Below are 23658 nucleotides of genomic sequence, written 5' to 3' on the forward strand. Positions count from 1 at the left end.
TCAGGTAGGACTCACAGTACCTGATACTCTCAGTCTCGTGAGACGAGTCACAGGATGCGGCCGATGAGGGCCGCGGAGCGAGAGCCCGGCGGGCGCGCGACGCTCGACGGTCGTTCCACGAGGTGGGACGACCATCGTGCCGCGCGACGGGCCGAGCTCGTCAATGCTGCCCGCAGAGCGGTGCACCGGGGCGGGCCCACGGTCTCGATGGACGAGATCGCCACCGCCGCCGGCACCTCGAAGTCGATCGTCTACCGCTACTTCGACGACAAGGCGGGGCTGCGCCTCGCCGTCGCCGCGCACGTGGTGGCCACGATGCACGACGCCCTGCGGGAGGCGGCCGAGGCGGCCCCCACGCCGCACGCGGCGCTGCGCGCCATGGTGCGGGTCTACCTGGAGATGATCGAGCAGTCTCCGAACGTCTACTGGTTCGTCACCCGGACCGCGATCGGTGGCAACGAGCCCGCGACCGACGGCGGGCCCCCGGGGTCGACGTCGGGACCCGTCGAGGCGCTGGGCGCCTACCTCGACTCCGTGATCGAGCTCGTCGCCGAGCCGTTCGCCCGCGCCGTCCACGTCCCGGCCACGACGGCGGCCGCCTGGGCGGCCGGCGCCGTGGGCTTCGTCCGCGGCGCGGGCGAGTGGTGGCTGTCGGGCCAGGGCCCCGGCCGCCTGTCGCGCGAGGAGCTCACCGAGCAGGTGACCCTGTGGCTGTGGACCGGCCCCGTCGGGGTCCTGCACCACGACGCCCCGGGGATCCCGCCCGCCGCGCATCCCGCAGACCATGCAGACACCCACACCGCACGCACGCAGGAGCACCGATGACCATGACGTCCGACCGTCCCGTGTCCCTCCCTGACGACCACCCGCGCGCCTCCGGCGCGAAGCCGACGCCGCGTGTCGACGTCGCCGGGATGTCCGAGCACCTGCTCGGCCGCTGGCCCGAGTGGCGCCGCGCCGCCCGCGAGCGCGCGACCGACCCCACCTTCTGGAAGGACGAGTCGCAGTCCATGGCCGAGCACCGCGAGCGCGTGCTCGAGCAGATGAAGCTGCTCGCGTCGGAGGAGACGCACCAGGTGTGGCTCGGCTTCCCCGAGCGCCTCGGCGGCAAGGACTCCTCTGGCGCGAACCTCGCCGGGTTCGAGGAGCTCGTGGCGGCCGACCCGTCGCTGCAGATCAAGGCGGGCGTCCAGTGGGGCCTGTTCGCCTCGGCGATCCTGCACCTGGGTACCCCGGAGCAGCAGGACCGCCTGCTGCCTGCCGCCATGGACCTGTCGGTGCCGGGCGCGTTCGCGATGACCGAGATCGGGCACGGCTCGGACGTCGCCTCGGTGGCCACCACCGCCACGTACGACCCCGCGACCCAGGAGTTCGTCGTCCACACGCCGTTCCGGGCGGCGTGGAAGGAGTTCCTCGGCAACGCGGCCGTGCACGCCACCGCGGCGACCGTCTTCGCCCAGCTGATCACGAACGGCGTCAACCACGGCGTGCACTGCTTCTACGTGCCCGTGCGCGACCCCGAGACCATGGAGTTCCTGCCGGGCATCAGCGGCTACGACGACGGCCTGAAGGGCGGCCTGCGGGGCGTGGACAACGGGCGCCTCGCGTTCGACCAGGTGCGCGTGCCGCGCGCCGACCTGCTCGCCCGCTACGGAGCGGTGGCGGCCGACGGCACCTACTCGTCGATCATCGACAGCCCGGGGCGGCGCTTCTTCACCATGCTCGGCTCGCTCGTGCAGGGCCGGGTGTCGCTCGACGGCGCGGCGGTCACCGCGTCCAAGCTCGGCCTCGCGATCGCCGTGAAGTACGGCGCCGAGCGCCGCCAGTTCACGTCGTCGTCGCCCGTCGAGGAGACCGTGCTGCTCGACTACGCCACGCACCGTCGCCGGCTGCTGCCGCGCGTCGCGGAGACGTACGCGTCGCACTTCGCGCACGACCGCCTGCTCGACCTGTTCGACGACGTGTTCTCCGGCGAGAAGGACACGCCGGAGCAGCGCGAGGACCTGGAGACGATGGCGGCGGCGCTCAAGTCGACGTCCACGACGTTCGTGCTCGAGACCCTGCAGGAGTGCCGGGTGGCGTGCGGCGGCGCGGGGTTCATGACCGAGAACCGGATCACGAGCCTGCACCACGACCTCGACGTGTACGCCACGTTCGAGGGCGACAACACGGTGCTGCAGCAGCTCGTGGCCAAGCGCCTCGTCGGCGACTACGCCAAGCACCTCAAGGGCAGCACGAAGACGCCCGCCGGGCTGGCGCGCTTCGTCGTCGACCAGGCCGCCGACGCGGCGCTGCACCGGACGGGCCTGCGCCGGTTCGGCCAGGCGATCGCCGACGTCGGCGACCCGCGCCGTGCGGCCGGTCACCTGCGCGACACCGACACGCAGCGCGAGCTGCTGGCCGACCGCGTCGCGACGATGGTCGAGGACGTCGCCATGGCGATGCGTCCCGCGCAGAAGGCGGACCCGGTCACGGCCGCCCGCATCTTCGACGAGAACCAGGTGCAGCTCGTCGAGGCCGCCAAGGCGCACGCGGACCTGCTGCGCTGGTCGGCGTTCACCGAGGCCCTGGCCGACATCGAGGACCCGGGCACCCGCCGCGTCCTGACGTGGCTGCGCGACGTCTTCGGGCTCACGCTCATCGAGCGCAACCTCGCGTGGTACCTCGTCAACGGCCGGCTGTCCGCGCAGCGCGCCCGGACGGTGACGTCGTACGTCGACCGCCTGCTCGACCGCCTGCGTCCGCACGCCGTCGACCTGGTCGACGCGTGGGGCTACGGCCCCGAGCACCTGCGGGCGCCCATCGCCTCCGGTCTCGAGGCCGAGCGTCAGGAGGAGGCGCGGGCCTACTACGCCGCGCAGCGCGCGAGCGGCGAGGCGCCGGTGAGCGAGAAGTCGCTCAAGAAGAAGCAGCGCTGACGAAGGGGCCGAGAGGCCGGCCCTGACACGACGACGAGCCCGACCCCGCCCACGGCGGGACCGGGCTCGTCGTCGTGCGGGTCGGGCTCGTCGCCGTGCGGGTCAGGCGGCGGCCGGCGTCGGTTCGGCGCTCGGGCGGAGCGTCTCGATCGGGACGGGCGGCAGCTCGGACTCGATCTCAGGCTCGACGGCGTCGGCGTCGCGCACCGGCAGGCCCAGCGTCACCGTGGACGGGCGCGCGGTCTCCCGAGGCGGGGGCACGGTCAGCGCCAGGGTGACGGCCGCCGCGAGCCCCGCCACGAGCGCGAACCCGGCGAGGACCGTCCAGCCGAGCGCCGCGGCGGCGCCGAGCAACGCTCCGTCGATCGTCGCGACCACGACCCCGACCACGAGCACGCGCCTCATGCCTACCTCCCACGGTCCGCCTCTTCCGTGCCCTTCCAGGAGACGACACCTCGGCGTGCGTTGCATCCGCAGGGGCGGCCGTGCAGGTCACAGGACCGTCACGGTTGGCGCGCCCACCACCCGGCGGTGCTGTCGTCGGGCTCCGGCGCGGGGACGGAGCCCGACGGCGGGGACGTGTGCCCCAGCAGGAGGCCGTCCCCGACGGCGCCGGCCTCGCGGCGCAGGGCGAGGTGCATGTCGCCCGTGAGGCGCAGCGCGAGCTCGAGCCGGACGGCGGCGACACCCTCGGCGTGGAGCCGGCCGCCGACGGCGGGGTGCGGCGAGAAGGCGAACACCTCGTCGGGCCGCAGGACGACGCCGCGGGCGTGCGCCTCCCGGAACACGTCCTCCAGGAGCAGGTCGGAGCGCCCGTCGGGGGAGTCGAGCTCGGCGTAGAGGTCGACGGCGGTGGGCCACCGCAGCTCGAGCGATCCCTCGATCGTGTCGAGGAACCACCAGCCTTCGAGGGACTCCAGGAACACGTCGCCGAAGCCGGTCGTGAAGCGCGGGGTCTTGCCGTGGACCCCCAGCCAGGACCAGGAGGTCAGGCCGTAGGCGAACGCATCGGGGGAGAAGGCGCGAAGGAGTTCCACGAGCGCATCAAACCATCTTGTGGTAGAAGGCAAAAGCCCTGCAGGTGGCGGGCTTGTGTGTGGGACCCGTCACGGACGGATATCACCCCCGTCGGTGGCGGCCGCCCTCACGGCCAAGAAACCCTGTGCGAACGGGCAAAGGCGGGTCATCTGTGCAGGCCGTGATGGTCGCGGAACCTCGGTGCGCCCTCGTCCGTTGCACCTGTGACGCTGCCGGGGACCGGGATCGCGCGGTCCGGGCGGCGTCGACCGTGTGACGACCCTGGAGGTGGGATGAGGTACAGCGCCGCACAGCTAACGGCGACGGACCGGCTCGCGACGGGCGGTGAGACGCCCGGCGGCCCGGACCCCCGAGCCGCCGTGGTCACCGGCCTGACGACGCTCGCCTGGTACGCGGTCCCGGACGTCGTGACACCGCGCTGGGCGCGGGCGTTGGCCAAGACGGCCGTCGCCGTCGGCGGGAGTCTCGGGATGCTGGTGACCGCCGACGGCCGGGCCCTGCGCGCGGGCCTGCGAGAGCTTCGCGCAGCGAACGCGGACGGGTCGCGCGACGAGCAGGGTGAGGACGTCGCCGCCGGTGCGCCGTCGGACGACCGCGCCGTCGACGACGAGAACGGTCCCGTGCTGGGGGCGGACGACGCGGAACCGGAGCCCGGCGTCAACCCCGTGCTGGCCGGTGCGGCAGTCGTCGGTGTCACGGCGGCGGCGGTGCTGGTCGCCGTCGGCGGGGAGAAGTGGGCGTACCGCCGCGGCGAGCGGTGGCGTGAGAGCGGGCTCGCCTGGCCGCACACGCGCGTCGGGCTGGTGCTGGGCGTGCTGGCCGCCGGGGTCACGCTGCTGGAGCCGCCGCGGGCCGTCCCTCTCGACCAGCGCCCCTGAGCGTCCGAGCGGGCTCAGCGGGTGAGGGAGATCCAGATGAAGAGCTGGGTCACGAGGAACCCGGTGACGGGGTTGAGCACGAGGAACCGGCGCCAGCCGTCGTGCGCGCGCTCGCACTCCGCGTCGGGCAGGTTCCGGTACCCGGCGATGCTGACCACGTAGGGGACGACGAGCGCGGCGGCGAGGGCGCCGGGCCACCCGGTGAGCAGCACGACGACGCCCGCCGCCACGTAGGCCGCCATGGCGGCGCGGACGGTGCGCGCGGCGCCCCACGACGTCGCGATCGAGCTGATGCCCGCCGCCCGGTCCGCCTCGACGTCCTGCACGGCGCCGAACGCCTGTGACGCCATGCCCCACAGGAAGAACGCGACGAGGGCGGCCCCCACGGCGACGTCGACGCTGCCGCCGGCGAGGACGAGCCCCATCACGGCAGGGCTGACGAAGTGCGTGCTCGACGTCACGGAGTCGAGCACCGGGCGCTCCTTGAAGCGCAGGCCGGGCGCGGAGTACGCGACGACGGCGAAGACGCTGACGGCGAGCACGGCGGTCGACGCCGCGGTCCCCACTGAGACGAGGTACGCGAGGAACGGGACGTTGCTCAGCACCGCCGACCACACGGTGAGCCGGTGCCAGCGCCGGGACAGCACCACGCCCTCGACGCCGCCCTTACGAGGGTTGCGCAGGTCGGACTCGTAGTCCCAGACGTCGTTGAGGCCGTACATGAGCAGGTTGTACGGGATCAGGAAGTACAGGGTGCCGACGACGACCTCGGTGACGCCGACGCGCCCCAGCCCGCCCGCGAGCAGGTAGGACGCCGCGAACGGGTAGGCGGTGTTGATCCAGCTCACCGGGCGGGAGGCCCCGACGAGCTGGCGCACCGCCGCGCCGACGCGCCGCTCCGCCACGGCCGTCACGCCCGCTCCCCGCCCGCGGCGCCGGCGCGCGGGGTGACCAGCTCCAGCAGGGCGGGCAGCGCGAGGGCGGCGACGACGGGCCAGGCGAGGTCCTCCACGGGTGTGAGCCACACCCGCGGTCCCAGGAGGGCGCCGTCGCCGTACCGGAACAGGTCGGCGCTGATCATGAGGCTGTCGAAGACGACGGTGAGGGCGACCAGGACCGTCGCCGTGAGCGCGGTCGCGGCCCACCACCGGCCGCCCGGGCGGCGCACGACGGCGGTGACCATGGCGACCGCGAGGGCGACCAGGAGGGCCAGCAGGGCCAGGCCGGCATACGTCATGCGTCCTCCCGCGTCGAGGGGTCGGGGGACCGCCGGTGGGGGGCTTCCCCGCCGGGATCCGGGTGGCCCGCAGCGATCCGGTCGAGCGCCCGGCGGGCGAGCCCGTGCAGCAGGAGCGTGACGTAGCAGAGGAAGACGACGAAGATGAGCTCCTCCAGCGGCAGGTGCGGTGCGAGCTCGATCCCGGTCATCGCGGCGCCGCCGCGGGAGTAGAACCCCGCGGCGATCGCGACGACGTCCCACACGAGGAACCCGGCGGTGCCCACGCCGAGCACCAGCGCGCCCCGGCCCGGGTGCGCGGACCAGAGCAGCAGCCGGAAGCGGCGGTCGACGGCGGCCATGCAGCCGATGCAGCCCAGGAGCAGGCCGAGATACACGAGGTGCGTCACGCCGTCGATCATGACGCCTCGGCGGCGATCGCGGGGCGCGCCCCTGCCGGGGCGAGCGGGACGGTCAGGGGACGGGTCCCGGTGTCGCCGCGCAGGCGCTTGAGCACCAGCTCCGCGCTGATGAGGCACATGGGCAGCCCGACACCGGGGATGGTCGACCCGCCCGCGTACAGCAGCCCGCCGACGCGCCGGGACTGGTTCCCCGCGCGGAACATGGCGCTCTGTCCCAGCGTGTGCGCGGGGCCGAGGAGGCCACCGCGCCACGACTCGAGGTCGGCGGCGAAGTCGCCGGGCCCGACGGTGCGCCGCACGACGATCCGCTCGCGCAGGTCCGGGACGCCGGCCCACGCGGCGACCCGGTCGAGGGCGTCGTCGGCCACCCGTTCGACGGCCCGGTCCCCCGAGCCGTCCTCGCCCCCGCGCCCGAGGGTCGCGTCGGCGGGGACGGGGACGAGCAGGAAGAGGTTCTCGTCGCCCTCGGGCGCGGTACCGGGGTCGGTGCGCGACGGCGTGCACACGTACACGGACGCGGGGTCGGGCACCCGGCCCGCCCTGATCGCGCCGAAGTTCGCGCGCCAGTCAGACGTGAAGAACAGCGAGTGGTGGGCGAGCTCGGGCACGCGGCCGCGGACGCCGAGCATGACCAGCACCCCGCCCGGGCCGGGGTCGCGCCGGTCCCACCACCGCTGCGGGTAGGACTGGAGGCGCTCGGGGAGCATCGTCGTCTCGACGTGGTGCAGGTCCGCCGCCCCGACGACGACGTCGGCCGGGCTGTGGCGATCCGTCCCGGCCGCGTCGCGCCAGCGGACGCCCGTCACGCGCGCTCGGGGGCGTCGGGGGCCGGCGAGGGCGGGCCCGTGGCGGCCTCGGCTGTTTCGACGGCCTCGACGGCCGTGGGGGCCGGGAGCGTCGGCGGTCGTGGTGATCTCCACCGCGCGGGCGCAGGTGCGGAGCGTCGCGCCCGCCCCCGCCGCGAGCCCCGCGACGCGGTCGATCACGTGCGCGAACCCGCCGCGCGGGTACTGCACGCCGCCGTCGAGGTCGAGCGCGCTCATCAGGTGGTAGAGGCTCGGGGTCCGGTCCGGCGACGAGGCCAGGAAGACCGCGGGGTAGCCCAGGACCTGGCGCAGCCGGTTGTCGGTGAACGACGCGGCGGCCCGGGCCTCGAGGGAGCGCGTCAGGAGCGGCACGAGCCGGTGCAGCCGGGCGAGGACCTCCTTCGAGGCGAGCGCACGCGGGGAGGCGAACGTCGTGTAGAGGAAGTGCCGGAGCGCGAGGTCGTATGTCTCGTGCGCCGAGTCGAGGTAGTGCTCCAGGCGCTCGCCGGCGCCGCCCTCGACCGCCTCGAACGCGGCGACGTTCGCGCCGCGGTCCCGGGCGACGTCGAGCGGGGCGGCGTGGTCCTCGAAGAACACCCGGGACGCCGGGTCGAGCGGGACGAGGTCGAGCTCCCGGTCGGCCGAGCTGCCCATGAGCCGGAACCAGTGGTCGAAGACCTCGGGCATGAGGTACCAGGAGGGCCCGGTGTCGAAGCGGAAGCCGTCGCGGGCCCAGGACCCGGCGCGACCGCCCAGGGTGTCCTGCTGCTCCAGCAGCTCCACCTCGTGGCCGTCCCGCGCGAGGAGGCCGGCGGTGGCGAGCCCGGCGATGCCGCCACCGATCACGACGACCTTCACCGCAGCGCCTCCCGCGCCAGCGCGGTGCTGACCAGCCGGGCCTTGACCGCGTCGGGCACGCGGACGCGGCTGCGGCGCAGCTCGGCGGCCGGGGTGGCACGCAGGCGTCGCGACAGTGCCGCGAAGAGGTCGTGGGCCACCTGGACGCCCACGCGGCTGCTCCGGGGGAGGGCGAGGATCGCTGCGCTCGCGGCCTCCAGGTCGGCGTCGACGTCGTCGAGCAGCGCGTCGCGCGCGGCGTCGTCGAACGTCGCGATGTCGAGCCCGGGGAAGTAGCTGCGCCCGAGGCCGTCGTGGTCGTCCCCGAGGTCGCGCAGGAAGTTGACCTTCTGGAACGCGGCGCCCAGCCGGGACGCGCCCTCCGCGAGGCGCGCGTAGGCGGCGTCGTCGCCGCCCACGAAGACGCGCAGGCACATGAGCCCGACCACCTCCGCCGAGCCGTGCACGTACCGGGCGAAGCTGTCGGCGTCGTGCCGCGTCACGGAGAGGTCTGTCCGCATGGAGGCGAAGAACGGGTCCAGCAGCTCCGGCCCGATGCCGAACCTCCGCGCCGTGCGCGCGAAGGCGTGGACCACGAGGTTGGTGCTGCGGCCGCACCGCGTGGCGTCTGCCACCTGCTGCTCCAGCCCCGTGAGCAGCACCTCTCGCTCCGCGGTGGTGAGGCCCGCGTCGATGTCGTCGACGATCTCGTCCGCCACCCGCACCAGGGCGTAGACGGCCCGGACGTCGTCCCGGACGGATCGGCCCAGCAGCCGGCACGCCCAGCCGAACGACGTCGAGTAGGACGCGACGACCACCTCGGCGCTGCGCGAGGCCACGGCGTCGTACCTGGTCACGGCGGCGGACGCCGGGCGCAAGGTGCTGGCGCGATGGTCCACGTGCCCCTCCCTTCGGTCGCGGCCGTCGGGGCTTCCCGAACAAACTGCCTAGCCTGGCAAGATAATTGCTGGGGAAACATATAGCATCTTCGGGTGAGCTACGCACCCGAGGGCTCGTCGTACTGGTACGGCGGGAGCGACCCGGAGCCGCGCGCCCTCCTCCAGGCGCTGCGCGCGTTCCGCCGGGCCGACGACGCCATGCGGGTGCGGGCCAGCCGCGACATGGACATGAACCTCACGGACCTGCGCGCGCTGCAGCACGTCATGGCCCGCGAGCAGAGCGACGACCCGGTCACGCCGAGGTCCCTCGCCTCCGCGCTGGGGATCTCCACGGCCTCGACCACCAAGCTGCTGGACCGCCTCTGCGCCTCCGGCCACCTCGAGCGCCTCCCGCACCCCAGCGACCGCCGCTCCGTCGTCGTCGTGGCGTCCCCGCACGCGCACGTCGAGGTCCAGGAGCGGCTCGGCCGCATGCACGACCGCATGCTCGCCATCGCCGAGGCCGTGCCGCCGTCCGGCCGCGCCGCCGTCCACGATTTCCTCGTCGCGATGACTGCCGAGGTGGGACGCGAGCACGACGACGAGGCCGCGCGGTCGGTGGCCGTCCGGGGGCCGGCCGCGCGCCGGTAGACTGGGGCCGCGCCGCGTGGGCGCTCCCCCGCCCGGACCGACGCCGGATGCCGGCACCGCACCGCGGTGCGGTGATCACCCGGTCCGAGCAACTCGTGCGACCCGAGGGAAGTTGATGACCACCGCTGCCGACACCCCGCAGATCGACCAGCACCTGGACACCGTCGAGCGCGCCGCGGCGACGCCCGACGAGGCCCAGCCGTTCGCCGAGCTGGGGCTCAAGCCCGACGAGTACCAGCGCATCCGCGACATCCTCGGCCGCCGCCCCACGGCCGCCGAGCTCGCGATGTACTCGGTGATGTGGTCCGAGCACTGCTCGTACAAGTCCTCCAAGGTTCATCTGAAGAAGTTCGGCGACCGCGTCACCGAGGAGATGACGAAGCACCTGCTCGTGGGCATCGGCGAGAACGCGGGCGTCGTCGACGTCGGCGACGGCTGGGCCGTCACGTTCAAGGTCGAGTCGCACAACCACCCGTCGTTCGTCGAGCCCTACCAGGGCGCCGCGACGGGCGTGGGCGGCATCGTCCGCGACATCATCTCGATGGGCGCACGCCCCGTGGCGGTCATGGACCAGCTGCGCTTCGGCGACGTCGCGCACCCGGACACGGCGCGTGTCGTGCACGGTGTCGTCAGCGGCGTCGGCGGGTACGGCAACTCCCTGGGCCTGCCGAACATCGGCGGCGAGCTCGTCTTCGACGCCTCGTACCAGGGCAACCCGCTCGTCAACGCCCTGTGCGTGGGGGTGCTGCGGCACGAGGACATCCACCTGGCCAACGCGTCCGGCGTCGGCAACAAGGTGGTGCTGTTCGGCGCCCGCACGGGCGGCGACGGGATCGGCGGCGCCTCCATCCTCGCGTCCGAGACGTTCACCGGCGGCGTCCCCGCCAAGCGCCCGAGCGTGCAGGTCGGGGACCCTTTCATGGAGAAGGTGCTCATCGAGTGCTGCCTCGAGCTCTACGCGGCCGGGGTCGTGGAGGGCATCCAGGACCTGGGCGCGGCCGGCATCTCCTGCGCCACCTCCGAGCTCGCCTCCAACGGTGACGGCGGCATGCACGTGTGGCTCGACGACGTGCTGCTGCGCGACCCGTCGCTCAACGCGGGCGAGATCCTCATGAGCGAGTCCCAGGAGCGGATGATGGCGGTGGTCACGCCCGAGAAGCTCGACGAGTTCCTCGCGATCACCGGCAGGTGGGACGTCGAGACCGCCGTCGTCGGCGAGGTCAACGACTCCGGCCGCCTCACGATCGACCACCACGGCCAGCGCATCGTGGACGTCGACCCGCGCACGGTCGCCCACGAGGGCCCCGTCTACGACCGCCCGTACGCCCGTCCGGCCTGGCAGGACGGCCTGCAGGCCGACACCACCGTGGCCGCCGGGCTGGCGCGCCCGGCGGCAGCCGCCGAGCTGCGCGACACGGCGCTGCGCCTGCTCGCGTCGCCGAACCTCGCCTCCAAGGCGTGGGTGACGAACCAGTACGACCGCTTCGTGCAGGGCAACACGGCGCTCGCGCAGCCCGACGACGGAGGGGTCGTCCGCGTGGACGAGGCCACGGGCCGTGGCGTCGCGCTCGCCACCGACGCCAACGGCCGCTACGGCAAGCTCGACCCCCGCACCGGCGCCCAGCTCGCGCTCGCGGAGGCGTACCGCAACGTCGCCACGGCGGGGGCCACGCCGCTCGCCGTCACCGACTGCCTCAACTTCGGCTCCCCGGAGCACCCGGACTCGATGTGGCAGCTCGTCGAGGCGATCGAGGGCCTCGCCGACGCCTGCCAGGAGCTGGGCGTGCCCGTCACGGGCGGCAACGTCTCCCTCTACAACGGCACGGGCGAGCCCGGGCAGATCGACTCGGCCATCCACCCGACGCCCGTCGTCGGCGTCCTCGGCGTGCTCGAGGACGTCCGCACCGCGGTGCCCTCGGGCTGGCAGCGTGACGGCCTGTCGGTGCTGCTGCTCGGCGCCACCGCGGACGAGCTCGACGGCTCCGCGTGGGCCGACGTCGTGCACCGCCACCTGGGCGGCCTCCCGCCCCGCGTGGACCTGGCCGCCGAGCGCGCCCTGGCGTCAGCGCTGGTCTCCGCGCGCGAGCAGGGCCTCGTGGCCGCGGCGCACGACCTGTCGGAGGGCGGGCTCGTGCAGGGGCTGCTGGAGGCGTCGCTGCGCTTCGGCGTCGGCGCGTCCGTCGCGGTCGACGGCGTGACGGGTCGGGACGGCGTCACGCCCTTCGCGGCCCTGTTCAGCGAGTCGACGGCCCGCGCCCTGGTCGCGGTCGACCCCGAGCAGGAGAGCGCGCTGGTCGAGGTCGTGCAGGCGGCGGGCGTGCCGGTGCTGCGGCTGGGCGTCACCGGCGGCGACGCGCTCGTGGTCGCGGGCGGGTTCGACGGCGGCACGTTCGAGATCCCGCTGGCCGAGGCGCGCGAGGAGCACGAGGGGACGCTGCCGCGCATCTTCGGCTGACCCCTGCCGGTGTTGTGAGCGGGCGTTTGGCCCACTTTTCCTCCCGGAACCGGGCCAAACGCCCGCTCACAACGTGGTCGCCGCGGCGGTCGGGCGCCGCACCACAAGAGTCTCGGGACCTGAGACGAGGTCTCGCTGCACGATGAGACTGCGATAGTTGTCGGATGCCCCCGTGCCCGTGATCGACCGAGGCGCCGGGCGGCACCCGCGTCACCGAGTCCGGAGGAGTACCCATGGAAGACCGCCTGCAGCCCGCCTTTGCCGAGGTGCTGCGCCGCAATCCCGGCGAGGTGGAGTTCCACCAGGCCGTGCGCGAGGTCTTCGAGTCCCTCGGGCCGGTGCTGCGCAAGAACCCGCAGTACGCCGAGGCCGCGGTGCTCGAGCGGATCTGCGAGCCCGAGCGGCAGATCATCTTCCGGGTGCCGTGGGTCGACGACACGGGCCGCGTGCGCATCAACCGCGGCTTCCGGGTGGAGTACAACTCAGCCCTCGGCCCGTTCAAGGGCGGCCTGCGGTTCCACCCGTCGGTCTACCTGGGGATCGTGAAGTTCCTCGGGTTCGAGCAGATCTTCAAGAACGCGCTCACCGGCCTGCCCATCGGCGGCGGCAAGGGCGGCTCCGACTTCGACCCCCGCGGGCGGTCCGACGGCGAGGTCATGCGGTTCTGCCAGTCGTTCATGACGGAGCTCTACCGGCACATCGGCGAGTACACCGACGTCCCGGCCGGCGACATCGGCGTCGGCGCCCGCGAGATCGGCTACCTCTTCGGCCAGTACAAGCGGATCACCAACCGTTACGAGTCCGGAGTGCTCACCGGCAAGGGCCTCACCTGGGGCGGGTCGCTCGTCCGCAAGGAGGCCACCGGCTACGGCAGCGTGCTCTTCGCCCAGAGCATGCTCGGCACCGTCGGCGAGAGCCTCGACGGCCGCCGCGTGTCGATCTCCGGCTCCGGCAACGTCGCGATCTACGCCGCCGAGAAGGCGCAGCAGCTCGGTGGCCGGGTCGTCACGTTCTCCGACTCGTCCGGCTACGTCGTCGACGAGGCCGGCGTCGACCTCTCCCTGCTCAAGGAGATCAAGGAGGTCGAGCGCGGGCGGGTGTCCGACTACATCGCCCGCCGCCCGGGGGCCCGGCTCGTCAAGGACGGGAGCATCTGGGACGTGCCGACGGACGTGGCGCTGCCCTGCGCCACCCAGAACGAGCTGACCGAGGCGGACGCGAAGCAGCTCGTCGCGAACGGCGTGCGCGCCGTGGCCGAGGGCGCCAACATGCCGAGCACCCCCGAGGCGGTCGCGCTGCTGCGTGAGGCCGGGGTCCTCTTCGGACCGGGCAAGGCCGCGAACGCCGGTGGCGTCGCGACGTCGGCCCTCGAGATGCAGCAGAACGCGTCCCGCGACTCGTGGAGCTTCGGCCACACCGAGGACCGGCTGGCCGAGATCATGGTCAGCATCCACGACAACTGCCTCGCGACCGCGGACGAGTACGACGTCCCGGGCGACTACGTCGTCGGCGCCAACGTGCGCGGGTTCACGCAGGTCGCCGACGCGATGATCGCCCTCGGCGTCGTCTGATCCCCGGGCCATGGCCGGGCCTACGATGCACGGATGGAGTGGATCGGGTTCCTGGTGCTCGTGCTCGTGGTGGTGCTCCTGACCGAGCGCCTGGCCACCGGGTCGATGCGCCACCGGTCCCCGGACGGCGGTGAAACGGCAGGCTCGGGTGCGTTCGGCGAGCTCGTGGAGATCTTCCAGCCGTCGCGCACCCACGTGACCGCGGAGCGCGAACGGCAGCGCCTCGACATCGTCCAGCGCCCGGCCGAGGGCCACCCGTTCGGGGTCGACCTCGACGGGGGCGTCGCCTACCTGGGCGCGCTGCCGCCGTCGTCGGCGCCATCGCTCGTGGCCCCGCCCGTGTCCTCGCCGCCGACCTCGCCCGTGACCGCGTCGAGCACGGCGGTGGAGAACCCGTCCCCGAGCGCGGGGGAGTGGATCCCGCCGTCGATCGTCCACAGCTCCACGCGGACGTCGCCGGCGCAGCCGGAATAGGCCGCGACCGACGTCTCGGCACCGGGCAGCCCGACGTCGAGGTCGAGCGTGCCCGCTGCGACGGGCTCGTCGTCGCAGCGGTCCAGCCGGGCCCAGGCGGCGACCGAGTCCGCCGCGGAGGGGTAGGCGGCGCCTTCGGGGAGACCCACGTCCGCAAGGTTGCCGCCGTCGAACGAGACCACCGGGTCTGCCGTGCCGTGCGCCTGCACGACGCTCACCGGCCGCTCCGGTGCACAGGCAGCGTCGTCCGCGGCCATCGCGCCCGCGACGGAGACCACCAGCCGGACCAGGTCGGCGTGGTCGCACGCCGCGCGGTAGGCCATGAACCCGCCGTTGGAGTGGCCCACCAGCGCCACCCGGTCGGGGTCGACGGCGTGTGTCTCGGCGACGGTGCGGACGACGGCGGCCAGGTAGGCCGAGTCGTCGACGCCGGGACCGGCCCCGGCCCAGGCGCAGCAGGCGTCCGTGGCGTCCCAGAACCTGCGTCCCGTGGAGTCCTGCGTGCCCTCGGGCAGCGCGTACAGCACGCCACGGCGTGCGGCGTCGTCGCGCAGGCCGAAGCGGGCGTCGACGCCCGCCGGGTCGTCGCCGTAGCCGTGCAGCACGACGAGCAGCGGCGCGGGCTCCGACCCGTCGTGACCGGCGGGGACCACCAGCTCGAACGGCCGCCCGCCCGCCTCGAGGGTGACCGAGCCCGGTGCCCCGTCCGGTGACGTCGTGGCATCAGGCGTGGCCGGGGCGGTGCTGGCGGCCGACGGGGGGCCGATGCTCGTGGCGCCGTCGTCGTCCGGACCGCCGTCGGCGGGAGAGCAGGCGCCGAGCAGGAGCGTGACGACCCCGACGACGAGCGTGGGGACGACGGTGCGGCAAAGCGGCATCGTCCGATTGTCGTGCGCCGCGCCGCCGCCCGCAGAAAGGCCGCCCGCACGGACGTCTGCGGTGCGGCTGCCGGCCGGACGCCGACGGCGCGGCCCCGCGTGGGGCCGCGCCGTCGGGTCGTGGTGGTCGGGCGGGTCAGATGGTCGGGCCGGCCGACCGGTCGTGGATCAGACCTCGTGGTTCTCCGAGGTGATCATCCACGCCTCCTTCTCGAGCGCGGCGATGATCTCGTGCAGCAGGTCAGCGGTGGTCGGGTCCTCGGCGTCGACGTCGTCGTGCACCTCGCGCGCGACCTCGACGGTCTGGGCGATGCGCTCGACGATCGCGTCGACCGTGTCCCCGACGGACACCAGCCCGGCCGGGTACGGCGAGAGGTCGGTGGTGGTCGCGACGGTCTCCGTGCGGCCGTCCGGCACCGCCTGCAGGGCCCGCAGGCGCTCCGCCACGACGTCGCTCTGCTCGCGCGCCACGTCCACGAGCTCGTCGAGCTGGAGGTGCAGGTCCCGGAAGCCGCGACCGGTCACGTTCCAGTGGGCCTGCTTGCCCTGGACGTGCAGGTCGACCAGGGCGACGAGGACGCGCTGCAGGTGGGTGCGCAGCTTCTCGGACGCCTCGGCGCGCGACGTGCTGCGGTTGATCGTGGATGCAGTCATGGAGCTCCTCGCTTTCTGGGGGCCTCCGTGCGGAGACCACCCGCATGCTCGTCGGGTCGTCCCGCGAGACGGCCTGCTCTCTTGAACGATTCCAGATTAGGCGGGTCCGTGGCGGTCCGCCAGCAAGGAGAGGCAGGCCTTCGTCCGCCGTCCGTCGGCGTCAGCGCGCGGTCGCGACGTCCTACGCGACGTCCGACGCGATGTCCGGCGCGACGTCGGGTGAGGTGTCGAGCACCGCGTCGAGCACGGCGTCCGCGAAGGCCGCGGTCGGCTCCGGCGCATGGCCGGCACCGGCGATCGACCACAGCTCGACACGGGTGCCGGCCGTGCAGCCGGCCCAGGCCAGGACGGTCGTCTCGGGCCCGGGCACGGTCGCCCACAGGTCGCGGGGGGAGGAGCCGGTGACGGGCTCCGCGGCGCAGCCGTCCAGGCGCGCCCAGGCGGTCACGGACCGCAGGGCGGAGGGGTACGCGTGCCCTTCGCGTCGTCCGCCGCCGGGGTCGATGACGCGGTCGTCGGTGCCGTGGGCCTGGACGACGCGCACGGGCGCGGTCGGGGCGCAGGCGGCGTCGTCGGCCGGCATCGCACCCGCGAGCGACACCACGACGGAGACGAGGTCGGCGTGGTCGCACGCCGTGCGGTAGGCCATGAAGTCGCCGTTGGAGTACCCGACCACGGCGACGTGGTCGGGGTCGACGGTGTACGTGGCGAGCAGGGTGCGCAGCACCAGCTCAAGGTAGGCGGAGTCGTCGACGGCGCCCCGGTCCCGGCCGCAGCAGGCGTCGGTGGCGTTCCAGAACCGGCGGCCGTCCGGGCCCAAGCTGCCCTCGGGCACGGCGTAGAGCACGCCGCGTTCGGCGGCGACGGCGCGGAGCGCGAGCTGTGCGTCGACGCGTGCCGCGTCGGAACCGAACCCGTGCAGCAGCACCAGCAGGGGCACCTGGTCCGCGGCGTCATAGCCCGGCGGCACCTGGACGTCGACCGGCCGCCCCCCGATCTCCACCGTGCCCGACCCCGCGGTCACGGGCACCGCCGCATCGGCGGGAGCCGCGAGGGTCACCGGCCCCGCCGGCCGGGTGGGGGCCCAGACGCCGCATCCGGCCATGAGCGCCGCCACCAGCGCGCTCAGGAAAAGCGTCCGGCAGCGGGGCAGTGACATGGGGCTGATCGTCGCGGATGCGGCGGTGTGGGCATAGGCTGAAAAACGGGATCGGTGGTGATGCTCCGATGACGTGGCAGGTGGCGCTCCTCCTGGTGGCGGCCGTGGTGGGGACCGCGGTCGCGGTGCGGTCGTGGGCCGAATCGGACGCCCACCGCGAGACGGTGGCCCGGCGTGACCTACGACGCCGTGCGGCGATGGCCGACCCGCTCGTCACCCTCGCGGTCCAGGTGCGGCTCGGGCAGCTGGCGGGCGAGCTGCGGCGGCTGGACGACGATCCCGACGTCTTCGCGCGGGCGCACCACTGGCGGGCGGTGCAGTGCGCCTACGACGCCCTGCTGCGGGAGGCCTGCCGCCTGTCCGGGCTCGCCGTCGAGGACCCGCCGCTGCGGGCCGACCAGCGGACCGAGGCCGCCGAGCGGCTCCGCGAGGAGCTGGAGCTCAGCTCCCGCGGCTGGAACTGGTAGCGCCGAGATAGAGAAGGCGGACCCGCGAGATAGAGAAGCTCGGACACGAACCCAGCCGGCTGGGTTCGCGTCCGAGCTTCTCTATCTCGCGGGTCCGCCTTCTCTATCTCGGCGCCCCGGGCTCTCTATCTCGGCGTCAGAGCGCGGCGAGCGCGGCGTTGAACGTCGCGGACGGGCGCATCACGGCAGCGGCCTTGGCCGGGTCCGGCCGGTAGTAGCCGCCGATGTCGGCCGGGGAGCCCTGCACGCCGACGAGCTCGTCGACGATCGTCTGCTCCTTCTCGGCGAGCGCGGCGGCCAACGGGCCGAACGCGGTGGCAAGCTCGGCGTCGTCCGACTGACCGGCCAGCTCCTGGGCCCAGTACAGCGCCAGGTAGAAGTGCGAGCCGCGGTTGTCGATGCCGCCCACGCGACGCGTCGGCGAGCGGTCCTCGTTGAGGAACGTGCCGGTCGCGCGGTCCAGGGTGTCCGCGAGGACCTGCGCCCGGGCGTTGCCGGCGACGGACGCCAGGTGCTCGAACGACGCCGCCAGCGCGAAGAACTCGCCGAGCGAGTCCCAGCGCAGGTAGTTCTCCGCGAGGAGCTGCTGCACGTGCTTCGGCGCGGAGCCGCCGGCACCGGTCTCGAAGAGCCCACCACCGTTCATCAGCGGCACGACGGACAGCATCTTGGCGGAGGTGCCGACCTCGAGGATCGGGAACAGGTCGGTGTTGTAGTCGCGCAGCACGTTGCCCGTCACCGAGATGGTGTCCAGGCCCTCGCGGATGCGGGCGAGGGAGAACGCGGTGGCCTCGGCCGGGGCCATGACGTGGATGTCGAGGCCGTCCGTGTCGTGGTCGCCGAGGTACCGCTCGACCTTGGCGATGAGCTGCGCGTCGTGCGCACGGCGGGCGTCGAGCCAGAACACGGCGGGGGACCCGGACGCCCGGGCGCGGGTCACCGCGAGCTTGACCCAGTCGCGGATCGCGACGTCCTGCGTCTGGCAGGCGCGCCAGATGTCGCCGGCCTGCACGTCGTGGGAGAGGAGCACCTCACCGGCGGCGTCGACGACCTCGACCGTGCCGTCGGCGCCGATCTCGAAGGTCTTGTCGTGCGAGCCGTACTCCTCGGCCTTCTTGGCCATGAGGCCCACGTTGGGCACGGAACCCATCGTGGCCGGGTCGAGGGCGCCGTGGGCGCGGCAGTCGTCGATGACGGTCTGGTAGACGCCCGCGTACGACGAGTCGGGGATGACGGCCAGCGTGTCGTGCTCCTCGCCGTCGGGGCCCCACATGTGGCCGCCGCCGCGGATCATCGCCGGCATGGAGGCGTCGATGATGACGTCGGACGGCACGTGCAGGTTGGTGATGCCCTTGTCGGAGTTGACCATGGCGAGCGCCGGACCGTCGGCGAGCCCCTGGGCGACGGCGGCCTTGATGGCCTCGCCGTCGGGCAGGGTGTCGACGGCGGCGAGCAGGCCGCCGAGGCCGTCGTTGGGGGAGATGCCCGCGGCCTTGAGCTGCTCGCCGTACTGCTCGAACAGGGCCGGGAAGAACGCCTGCACGACGTGGCCGAAGATGATCGGGTCCGAGACCTTCATCATCGTGGCCTTGAGGTGCGCGGAGAACAGGACACCCTCCGCCTTCGCGCGCGCGACCTGCTCGGCGAGGAAGGCGTTCAGCGCGGCGACGGACATGAACGTGGCGTCGACGACCTCGCCCTCGAGGACCTCGAGGCCCTCCTTGAGCACGGTGGTGCCCTCGGGCGTGACGAGGCGGATCGTCAGGGTGTCGTCGGCGGGCAGCACGACGGACTTCTCGTTGGCGAAGAAGTCGCCGGCGCCCATGGTCGCGACGTTCGTCCTCGAGTCGGCGGCCCAGGCGCCCATGCGGTGCGGGTGCGCCTTGGCGTAGGCCTTGACCGACGCGGGGGCGCGGCGGTCGGAGTTGCCCTCGCGCAGGACGGGGTTGACCGCGGAGCCCTTGACCTTGTCGTAGCGGGCGCGCGCGTCCTTCTCGGCGTCGGTCTGCGGGTTCTCGGGGTAGTCCGGGATGTCGTAGCCCTGGGCCTGGAGCTCGGTCACGGCGGCCTTGAGCTGGGGCACGGACGCCGAGATGTTCGGCAGCTTGATGATGTTGGCCTCGGGCTTGGTCGCGAGCTCGCCGAGCTCCGCGAGCGCGTCCCCGATGCGCTGCTCGTCCGTCAGCCGCTCCGGGAACTGGGCGAGGATGCGCCCGCCGAGGGAGATGTCGCGGGTGGTGACCCCGACCCCGGCCTGGGCGGCGTACGCCTGGACGATCGGGAGGAACGAGAACGTCGCGAGCAGCGGTGCCTCGTCGGTGTGCGTGTAGATGATCGTGGCGGCCTCGGGCCGGGACTCGGTGGTCATGCGGCGGTGCTCCCTAGGCAGGGTGGTGGTGTGGACGGGAAGATTGTTTGACATCAAGATATCTGGCGGTCCGCGCGCCTGTCGAAAAGTGAGCGCCATCTCACGGCCCACCGAGCGCGGCAAGGGTGGTCGAACTACGGTCGAGCCGTGCCGTCCCGTCATCTCCATCTTGCCGCGAACCCGTCCGACGACGTGGCGGACGCGCTCGCCGCCCTGCGCGCCGAGGTGGGTCTGCCCCCGATGTTCCCCGCCGTGGCGCGCGCAGAGGCGGACGAGGTCGCCGCGGACGAGGCGGAGACCGGCGGCGGCCACCAGGACCGCCGGGACCTGGACCTGGTCACCATCGACCCGCCGGGGGCGATGGACCTGGACCAGGCGGTGCACGTGGCGTCGTCCGGCCGCGGGTACATCGTGCGGTACGCCATCGCGGACGTCGCGGCGTTCGTGCGGCCGGGCGGTGCGCTGGACGCCGAGGCGCACCGTCGGGGCACCACGGTCTACGGCCCGGACGCCCGCACGCCGCTGCACCCGCCCGTGCTCTCGGAGGGGGCGGCGAGCCTCCTGCCCGAGCAGGACCGGCCCGCCGTCCTGTGGACGATCGGGCTGGACGCGGCCGGGGAGATCACCAGCACGTCCGTCGCCCGCGCGCTCGTGCGTTCCCGGGCGCGGCTCACGTACGGGGAGGCGCAGTCGTCGCTCGACGCGGGCACCGCGCCGGAGTCCCTCGCGCTGCTCGCCGACGTGGGCAGGCTGCGCCAGGAGCGGGAGCGCGACCGTGGCGGGGTGTCGCTCGACGTCCCCGAGCAGGTGATCGTGCCGCGCGCCGACGGCGGGTACGGGCTGGAGCTGCGCCGCAACCTGCCGGTGGAGGGCTGGAACGCGCAGATCTCGCTGCTGACCGGCATCGCGGCCGCCGCGATGATGAAGGACGCCGGGGTGGGGCTCCTGCGGACGCTGCCGCCCGCGGACGACCGCGACGTCGCCCGGTTGCACCGCACGGCCACCGCGCTGGGCATCGACTGGCCCGACGACGAGACGTACGCCGCGCTGCTCGCGCGGCTCGAGTCGCGGCGTCCGACGCACGCCGCGTTCCTCCACGAGGCGACGTCCCTGTTCCGCGGTGCGGGCTACCTGGCGCTGGGCGGGCATGAGACCGTGGCCGCGTCCGGGTCGGGCGGGGTGACGGGGACGGGCGTCCCGCCCGTGGGTACCCGGCACGCGGCCATCGCGGCCGAGTACGCCCATGTGACCGCACCGCTGCGCCGGCTCGCCGACAGGCACGCCACCGAGGTGTGCCTGGCCCTCGCGGCGGGGCGCGAGGTGCCCGCCTGGGTGCGCTCGGCGCTGCCCGGCCTCCCGTCGACGATGGCGTCGGCGGGCTCCCGCGCCTCGGCGTTCGAGCGAGGCTGCCTCGACATCGTGGAGGCGGCGCTGCTGGCCGGCCGTGAGGGGGAGTCCTTCGACGGCGTGGTGGTCGACGTGCGCGAGGGCGCCGGGGACGCCGTCGGCCGGCAGGACGCGGTGCGCGGCGAGGTCATGCTGCGTGATCCGGCCGTGAAGGCGCGTGTCGACGGCGTCGGCCTCACGCTGGGCGAGCGGGTGCGTGTGACCCTGACCGAGGTGTCTGTCCTGGACCGTCGGGTGCGCTTCGCGCTCGCCTGACCACGTGCGCCTCATGCCCGCCTGACGACGTCCTCCGGAGCCGTGCGCCCGCGCGCTCGCCTGACGCACGGCACTGACGCTCGCCCGACGGCGCATCCCACGTCGGCCTGACCCACGCTGCGTCCGCGCGACAGTGCACCTCACGTCCGCCTGACGAACCGGTCTCCGTCCGGTCACTCCCGTGGCTCGCGCTCTCGTCGGGCGTCGTTGTGGCTCGTGCGCCGTCCGGCGAGGGCCGGACCTGGCGGCTTGCGGGCGGCGGGCGTCCGTCCCGGGAGGGCCTGGTTCTGGCCCGGATCCGGCGCGAGGCTACAGTTTGATAACACTCCTGCCTTATAACGATTCAACCCCTAGCGGTGACCGTGCTCACATTCGTTAAGGTGCCTCACCTAAGCCCCATGCGGTACCAACCCCCGCGGCGTGACGACGCGCCGCCCTCCGGAAGGACCACGATGAACCGACGTACGACGCGAGGGCGCTGGCTGATGGCCGCCGCCGCGCTGACGAGCGTGACCCTCCTCGCCGCCGGGTGCTCCGGCGGGGACGACAACGGCGACACCGGGACCGGCGAGACCGGCGCCCCGGCCGCCGAGGGTGCCGCGACCGACCGTGAGCTCGTCATCTGGGCCGGGTCCCAGACGCCGATCACGGCCAACTTCAACCCCTACGCCGTCGGGGTGCTGCACCTGGCCAACGGCGGCATCTACGAGACCCTGTTCAACTACAACAAGGTCAAGGACGTCGACCCGACGCCCATGCTCGCCGAGTCGTCCGAGTGGAACGCGGACGGCACCGAGCTCACCGTGAAGCTGCGCGCGGGCGTCACGTGGAACGACGGCGAGGCGTTCACCGCCGACGACGTCGTCTACTCCTTCACCAACGAGACCGCGAAGCCGAGCTACCTCGCGGACGCGAAGGCGGCGGACGACACGACCGTCGTCTTCTCCTTCGACGAGCCGGCCTTCGCCAACGAGTTCGCCATCCTCGGCAGCACGTACATCGTGCCGCAGCACGTGTTCTCCACCCACGAGGAGGACACGGGCGAGTCCGCCGAGGGCGGCGAGATCAAGGGCCTCATCGCCTGGGCGAACGCGGAGTCGCCGGTCGGCACGGGGCCGTACCTGCTCGACACCACCTCGAACGCCGCGTACACGGCCAAGGCGAACCCGGACTACTGGGGCGGCGCGCCCAAGGTGGCCTCCCTGCGCTACGTCGGCATCGACGCGAACCAGTCCGCCGAGGACCTGCTCACCACGGGGCAGATCGACTGGACCACGATGTTCGTGCCCGACCCGGAGCGCATCACGGCGTCCGGCGCCTACGGCTACGTGAACACCCCGGTGGACCCGACCGTGCTGTACACCTGCGCCAACGCGGACCTCGGGTGCGAGGGCGCCCAGACCGACGTCGCCGTCCGGCAGGCGCTCAACCTGGCGATCGACCGCGGCACCATCAACGAGAAGGCCTTCGTGGGCCTCGCCAAGGAGATCTCGCCCACGTTCGCCCTGCTCGGGCGTGACGACAAGTGGATCGCGGACGGCATGCCGGCCGAGTCCCCGCAGACGGCGGACGCCGCCGCGGCGGCGAAGGTGCTCGAGGACGCCGGCTACACCAAGGACGCCGACGGCTTCTACGGCAAGGACGGCAAGCCGGTCGAGCTGACCCTGACCTCGGTCGACGGCTGGTCCGACTACAACAACGCCGCCAAGCTCATCGAGGAGCAGGCACGGGCCGCGGGCCTCAAGGTCACGGCCTCGACGATCTCCTGGAACGAGTTCGCGGACGCCCGCGTCTCCGGCGACTTCGAGCTCATCATGGGCGGCGTCGTCGGCACCTCCATCGCCGACCCGTTCCAGATCTACCGCGAGTGGTTCACGGGCGACTACACCCAGAAGGTCGGCACGGCCCTCGAGCCCGGCGAGTGGAACTTCTCGCGCTACGCCAACGACGAGGTGGACGCGGCCGTCGCGACGGCGTCGCAGACCAACGACGAGGCCGTCAAGAAGGAGGCCTACGCCACGGTGCAGAAGCACATCGTGGAGGACCTCCCGTACATCCCGCTCGTCGTGAACGCGTCGCAGACGTTCTTCAACTCCACGAACTACACCGGCTGGCCCACCGAGGACGACATGTACATGTTCCCGCCGTCGTGGCAGGGGCCGTCGTCCGGTCTCATCCTCAGCAAGGTGGGCGGCACCGAGTAACGCCGCCACGCCACCCGGTGGCCGGCGGGCTCCCCTGCCCGCCGGCCACCGCCGTCGTCCCGTGAGACCACGACCTGGTCACGACTCGAGGAGGAGCCGCATGCCCGCGACACCGAAGGGCA

At 73.4% G+C, this 23658-nt stretch carries 20 protein-coding genes and 1 pseudogene; 10 read left to right on the forward strand and 11 right to left on the reverse strand.

Translation table 11 applies throughout. The features are described from left to right. Positions 1-63 precede the first annotated feature (63 nt). Complete coding sequence (locus LEP48_RS01740; protein ID WP_225563791.1) at positions 64-825, forward strand: TetR family transcriptional regulator; 762 nt, start codon at positions 64-66, stop codon at positions 823-825. Beyond that, positions 822-2918, forward strand: a complete 2097-nt coding sequence (locus LEP48_RS01745) for an acyl-CoA dehydrogenase family protein (RefSeq protein WP_225563792.1) — start codon at positions 822-824, stop codon at positions 2916-2918. The genes LEP48_RS01740 and LEP48_RS01745 overlap by 4 nt, the downstream gene beginning before the upstream one ends. Before the next feature lie 102 nt (positions 2919-3020). On the opposite strand, the gene LEP48_RS01750 is transcribed toward LEP48_RS01745, so the two are convergent. Together LEP48_RS01750 and LEP48_RS01755 are read right to left on the reverse strand one after the other, a co-directional pair. Then, entirely contained in the window at positions 3021-3323 is a 303-nt protein-coding gene (locus LEP48_RS01750) for a hypothetical protein (protein WP_225563793.1), read from the reverse strand. A gap of 98 nt (positions 3324-3421) precedes the next feature. Further along, positions 3422-3955: a T6SS immunity protein Tdi1 domain-containing protein gene (locus LEP48_RS01755; RefSeq protein ID WP_225563794.1), complete on the reverse strand. Its 534-nt coding sequence runs from the start codon at positions 3953-3955 to the stop codon at positions 3422-3424. A gap of 273 nt (positions 3956-4228) precedes the next feature. On the opposite strand from LEP48_RS01755, the gene LEP48_RS01760 reads away from it, so the two are divergent. After that, the gene (locus LEP48_RS01760) at positions 4229-4834 is read left to right on the forward strand and encodes a hypothetical protein (RefSeq protein WP_225563795.1); all 606 of its coding nucleotides are present in this window, start codon (positions 4229-4231) and stop codon (positions 4832-4834) included. Positions 4835-4848: 14 nt separating this feature from the next. Here LEP48_RS01760 and LEP48_RS01765 read toward each other — a convergent pair whose 3' ends face one another. From LEP48_RS01765 to LEP48_RS01785, 5 genes are read right to left on the reverse strand one after another with little or no spacing between them, the layout of a single operon-like run. Continuing rightward, positions 4849-5748 (reverse strand): prenyltransferase, encoded by a 900-nt coding sequence (locus tag LEP48_RS01765; protein WP_225563796.1) that lies wholly within the window; start codon positions 5746-5748, stop codon positions 4849-4851. After that, the gene (locus tag LEP48_RS01770) at positions 5745-6071 is read right to left on the reverse strand and encodes a lycopene cyclase domain-containing protein (RefSeq protein WP_225563797.1); all 327 of its coding nucleotides are present in this window, start codon (positions 6069-6071) and stop codon (positions 5745-5747) included. Before LEP48_RS01770 ends, LEP48_RS01765 begins: the two co-directional genes overlap by 4 nt. After that, positions 6068-6460 carry a lycopene cyclase domain-containing protein gene (locus LEP48_RS01775; protein WP_225563798.1) on the reverse strand — a complete coding sequence of 131 codons (393 nt, stop codon included), beginning with the start codon at positions 6458-6460 and terminating at the stop codon, positions 6068-6070. The genes LEP48_RS01770 and LEP48_RS01775 overlap by 4 nt, the downstream gene beginning before the upstream one ends. An 8-nt stretch (positions 6461-6468) precedes the next feature. Beyond that, a complete protein-coding gene (crtI, locus tag LEP48_RS01780) occupies positions 6469-8136 on the reverse strand; it encodes a phytoene desaturase family protein (protein ID WP_225563799.1) in 1668 nt (555 codons plus the stop codon). Beyond that, positions 8133-9014 (reverse strand): phytoene/squalene synthase family protein, encoded by an 882-nt coding sequence (locus LEP48_RS01785; protein ID WP_225563800.1) that lies wholly within the window; start codon positions 9012-9014, stop codon positions 8133-8135. The genes crtI and LEP48_RS01785 overlap by 4 nt, the downstream gene beginning before the upstream one ends. Positions 9015-9107: 93 nt before the next feature. Between LEP48_RS01785 and LEP48_RS01790 the strand changes: the two genes are divergently transcribed. The 4 genes and pseudogenes from LEP48_RS01790 to LEP48_RS01805 form a co-directional block, all read left to right on the forward strand. Further along, on the forward strand, positions 9108-9644 hold the full coding sequence (locus tag LEP48_RS01790; RefSeq protein WP_225563801.1) for a MarR family winged helix-turn-helix transcriptional regulator: 537 nt from the start codon (positions 9108-9110) through the stop codon (positions 9642-9644). A gap of 115 nt (positions 9645-9759) precedes the next feature. Further along, on the forward strand, positions 9760-12099 hold the full coding sequence (gene purL / locus LEP48_RS01795) for a phosphoribosylformylglycinamidine synthase subunit PurL (protein WP_225563802.1): 2340 nt from the start codon (positions 9760-9762) through the stop codon (positions 12097-12099). A 233-nt stretch (positions 12100-12332) separates the two neighbouring features. After that, the gene (gene gdhA, locus LEP48_RS01800; protein ID WP_225563803.1) at positions 12333-13670 is read left to right on the forward strand and encodes an NADP-specific glutamate dehydrogenase; all 1338 of its coding nucleotides are present in this window, start codon (positions 12333-12335) and stop codon (positions 13668-13670) included. Between the two features lie 105 nt (positions 13671-13775). Continuing rightward, positions 13776-13907: pseudogene (locus LEP48_RS01805) on the forward strand (hypothetical protein); the annotation flags it as partial. Between the two features lie 50 nt (positions 13908-13957). On the opposite strand, the gene LEP48_RS01810 reads toward LEP48_RS01805, so the two are convergent. The 3 genes from LEP48_RS01810 to LEP48_RS01820 form a co-directional block, all read right to left on the reverse strand. Beyond that, on the reverse strand, positions 13958-15022 hold the full coding sequence (locus LEP48_RS01810) for a CE1 family esterase (RefSeq protein WP_225563804.1): 1065 nt from the start codon (positions 15020-15022) through the stop codon (positions 13958-13960). A gap of 168 nt (positions 15023-15190) precedes the next feature. Then, entirely contained in the window at positions 15191-15676 is a 486-nt protein-coding gene (locus tag LEP48_RS01815; RefSeq protein ID WP_225563805.1) for a Dps family protein, read from the reverse strand. A gap of 181 nt (positions 15677-15857) precedes the next feature. Then, positions 15858-16835, reverse strand: a complete 978-nt coding sequence (locus LEP48_RS01820) for a CE1 family esterase (RefSeq protein WP_225563806.1) — start codon at positions 16833-16835, stop codon at positions 15858-15860. 68 nt (positions 16836-16903) lie between these two features. Here LEP48_RS01820 and LEP48_RS01825 point away from each other — a divergent pair, with 68 nt between their 5' ends. Continuing rightward, positions 16904-17302 carry a hypothetical protein gene (locus LEP48_RS01825; protein WP_225563807.1) on the forward strand — a complete coding sequence of 133 codons (399 nt, stop codon included), beginning with the start codon at positions 16904-16906 and terminating at the stop codon, positions 17300-17302. Between the two features lie 136 nt (positions 17303-17438). Here LEP48_RS01825 and LEP48_RS01830 read toward each other — a convergent pair whose 3' ends face one another. After that, positions 17439-19670 (reverse strand): NADP-dependent isocitrate dehydrogenase, encoded by a 2232-nt coding sequence (locus tag LEP48_RS01830; protein WP_225563808.1) that lies wholly within the window; start codon positions 19668-19670, stop codon positions 17439-17441. Positions 19671-19817: 147 nt separating this feature from the next. Here LEP48_RS01830 and LEP48_RS01835 point away from each other — a divergent pair, with 147 nt between their 5' ends. Together LEP48_RS01835 and LEP48_RS01840 are read left to right on the forward strand one after the other, a co-directional pair. Next, positions 19818-21332, forward strand: a complete 1515-nt coding sequence (locus LEP48_RS01835; RefSeq protein ID WP_225563809.1) for an RNB domain-containing ribonuclease — start codon at positions 19818-19820, stop codon at positions 21330-21332. 452 nt (positions 21333-21784) lie between these two features. Next, positions 21785-23536 (forward strand): ABC transporter substrate-binding protein, encoded by a 1752-nt coding sequence (locus LEP48_RS01840; protein WP_225563810.1) that lies wholly within the window; start codon positions 21785-21787, stop codon positions 23534-23536. The last annotated feature ends 122 nt before the right edge of the window (positions 23537-23658 follow it).

The sequence above is a fragment of the Isoptericola luteus genome (assembly GCF_020297055.1).
Classification (GTDB): domain Bacteria; phylum Actinomycetota; class Actinomycetes; order Actinomycetales; family Cellulomonadaceae; genus Isoptericola; species Isoptericola luteus.

What these genes read in the sequence shown, in the direction of transcription:
- LEP48_RS01810 (WP_225563804.1), bottom strand. Translation starts at nt 15,022, where the DNA reads ATGCCGCTTTGCCGCACCGTCGTCCCCACGCTCGTCGTCGGGGTCGTC.
- LEP48_RS01740 (WP_225563791.1), top strand. Translation starts at nt 64, where the DNA reads ATGAGGGCCGCGGAGCGAGAGCCCGGCGGGCGCGCGACGCTCGACGGT.
- LEP48_RS01815 (WP_225563805.1), bottom strand. Translation starts at nt 15,676, where the DNA reads ATGACTGCATCCACGATCAACCGCAGCACGTCGCGCGCCGAGGCGTCC.
- LEP48_RS01745 (WP_225563792.1), top strand. Translation starts at nt 822, where the DNA reads ATGACCATGACGTCCGACCGTCCCGTGTCCCTCCCTGACGACCACCCG.
- LEP48_RS01760 (WP_225563795.1), top strand. Translation starts at nt 4,229, where the DNA reads ATGAGGTACAGCGCCGCACAGCTAACGGCGACGGACCGGCTCGCGACG.
- LEP48_RS01750 (WP_225563793.1), bottom strand. Translation starts at nt 3,323, where the DNA reads ATGAGGCGCGTGCTCGTGGTCGGGGTCGTGGTCGCGACGATCGACGGA.
- LEP48_RS01770 (WP_225563797.1), bottom strand. Translation starts at nt 6,071, where the DNA reads ATGACGTATGCCGGCCTGGCCCTGCTGGCCCTCCTGGTCGCCCTCGCG.
- LEP48_RS01825 (WP_225563807.1), top strand. Translation starts at nt 16,904, where the DNA reads ATGACGTGGCAGGTGGCGCTCCTCCTGGTGGCGGCCGTGGTGGGGACC.
- LEP48_RS01840 (WP_225563810.1), top strand. Translation starts at nt 21,785, where the DNA reads ATGAACCGACGTACGACGCGAGGGCGCTGGCTGATGGCCGCCGCCGCG.
- purL (WP_225563802.1), top strand. Translation starts at nt 9,760, where the DNA reads ATGACCACCGCTGCCGACACCCCGCAGATCGACCAGCACCTGGACACC.
- LEP48_RS01830 (WP_225563808.1), bottom strand. Translation starts at nt 19,670, where the DNA reads ATGACCACCGAGTCCCGGCCCGAGGCCGCCACGATCATCTACACGCAC.
- LEP48_RS01820 (WP_225563806.1), bottom strand. Translation starts at nt 16,835, where the DNA reads ATGTCACTGCCCCGCTGCCGGACGCTTTTCCTGAGCGCGCTGGTGGCG.
- gdhA (WP_225563803.1), top strand. Translation starts at nt 12,333, where the DNA reads ATGGAAGACCGCCTGCAGCCCGCCTTTGCCGAGGTGCTGCGCCGCAAT.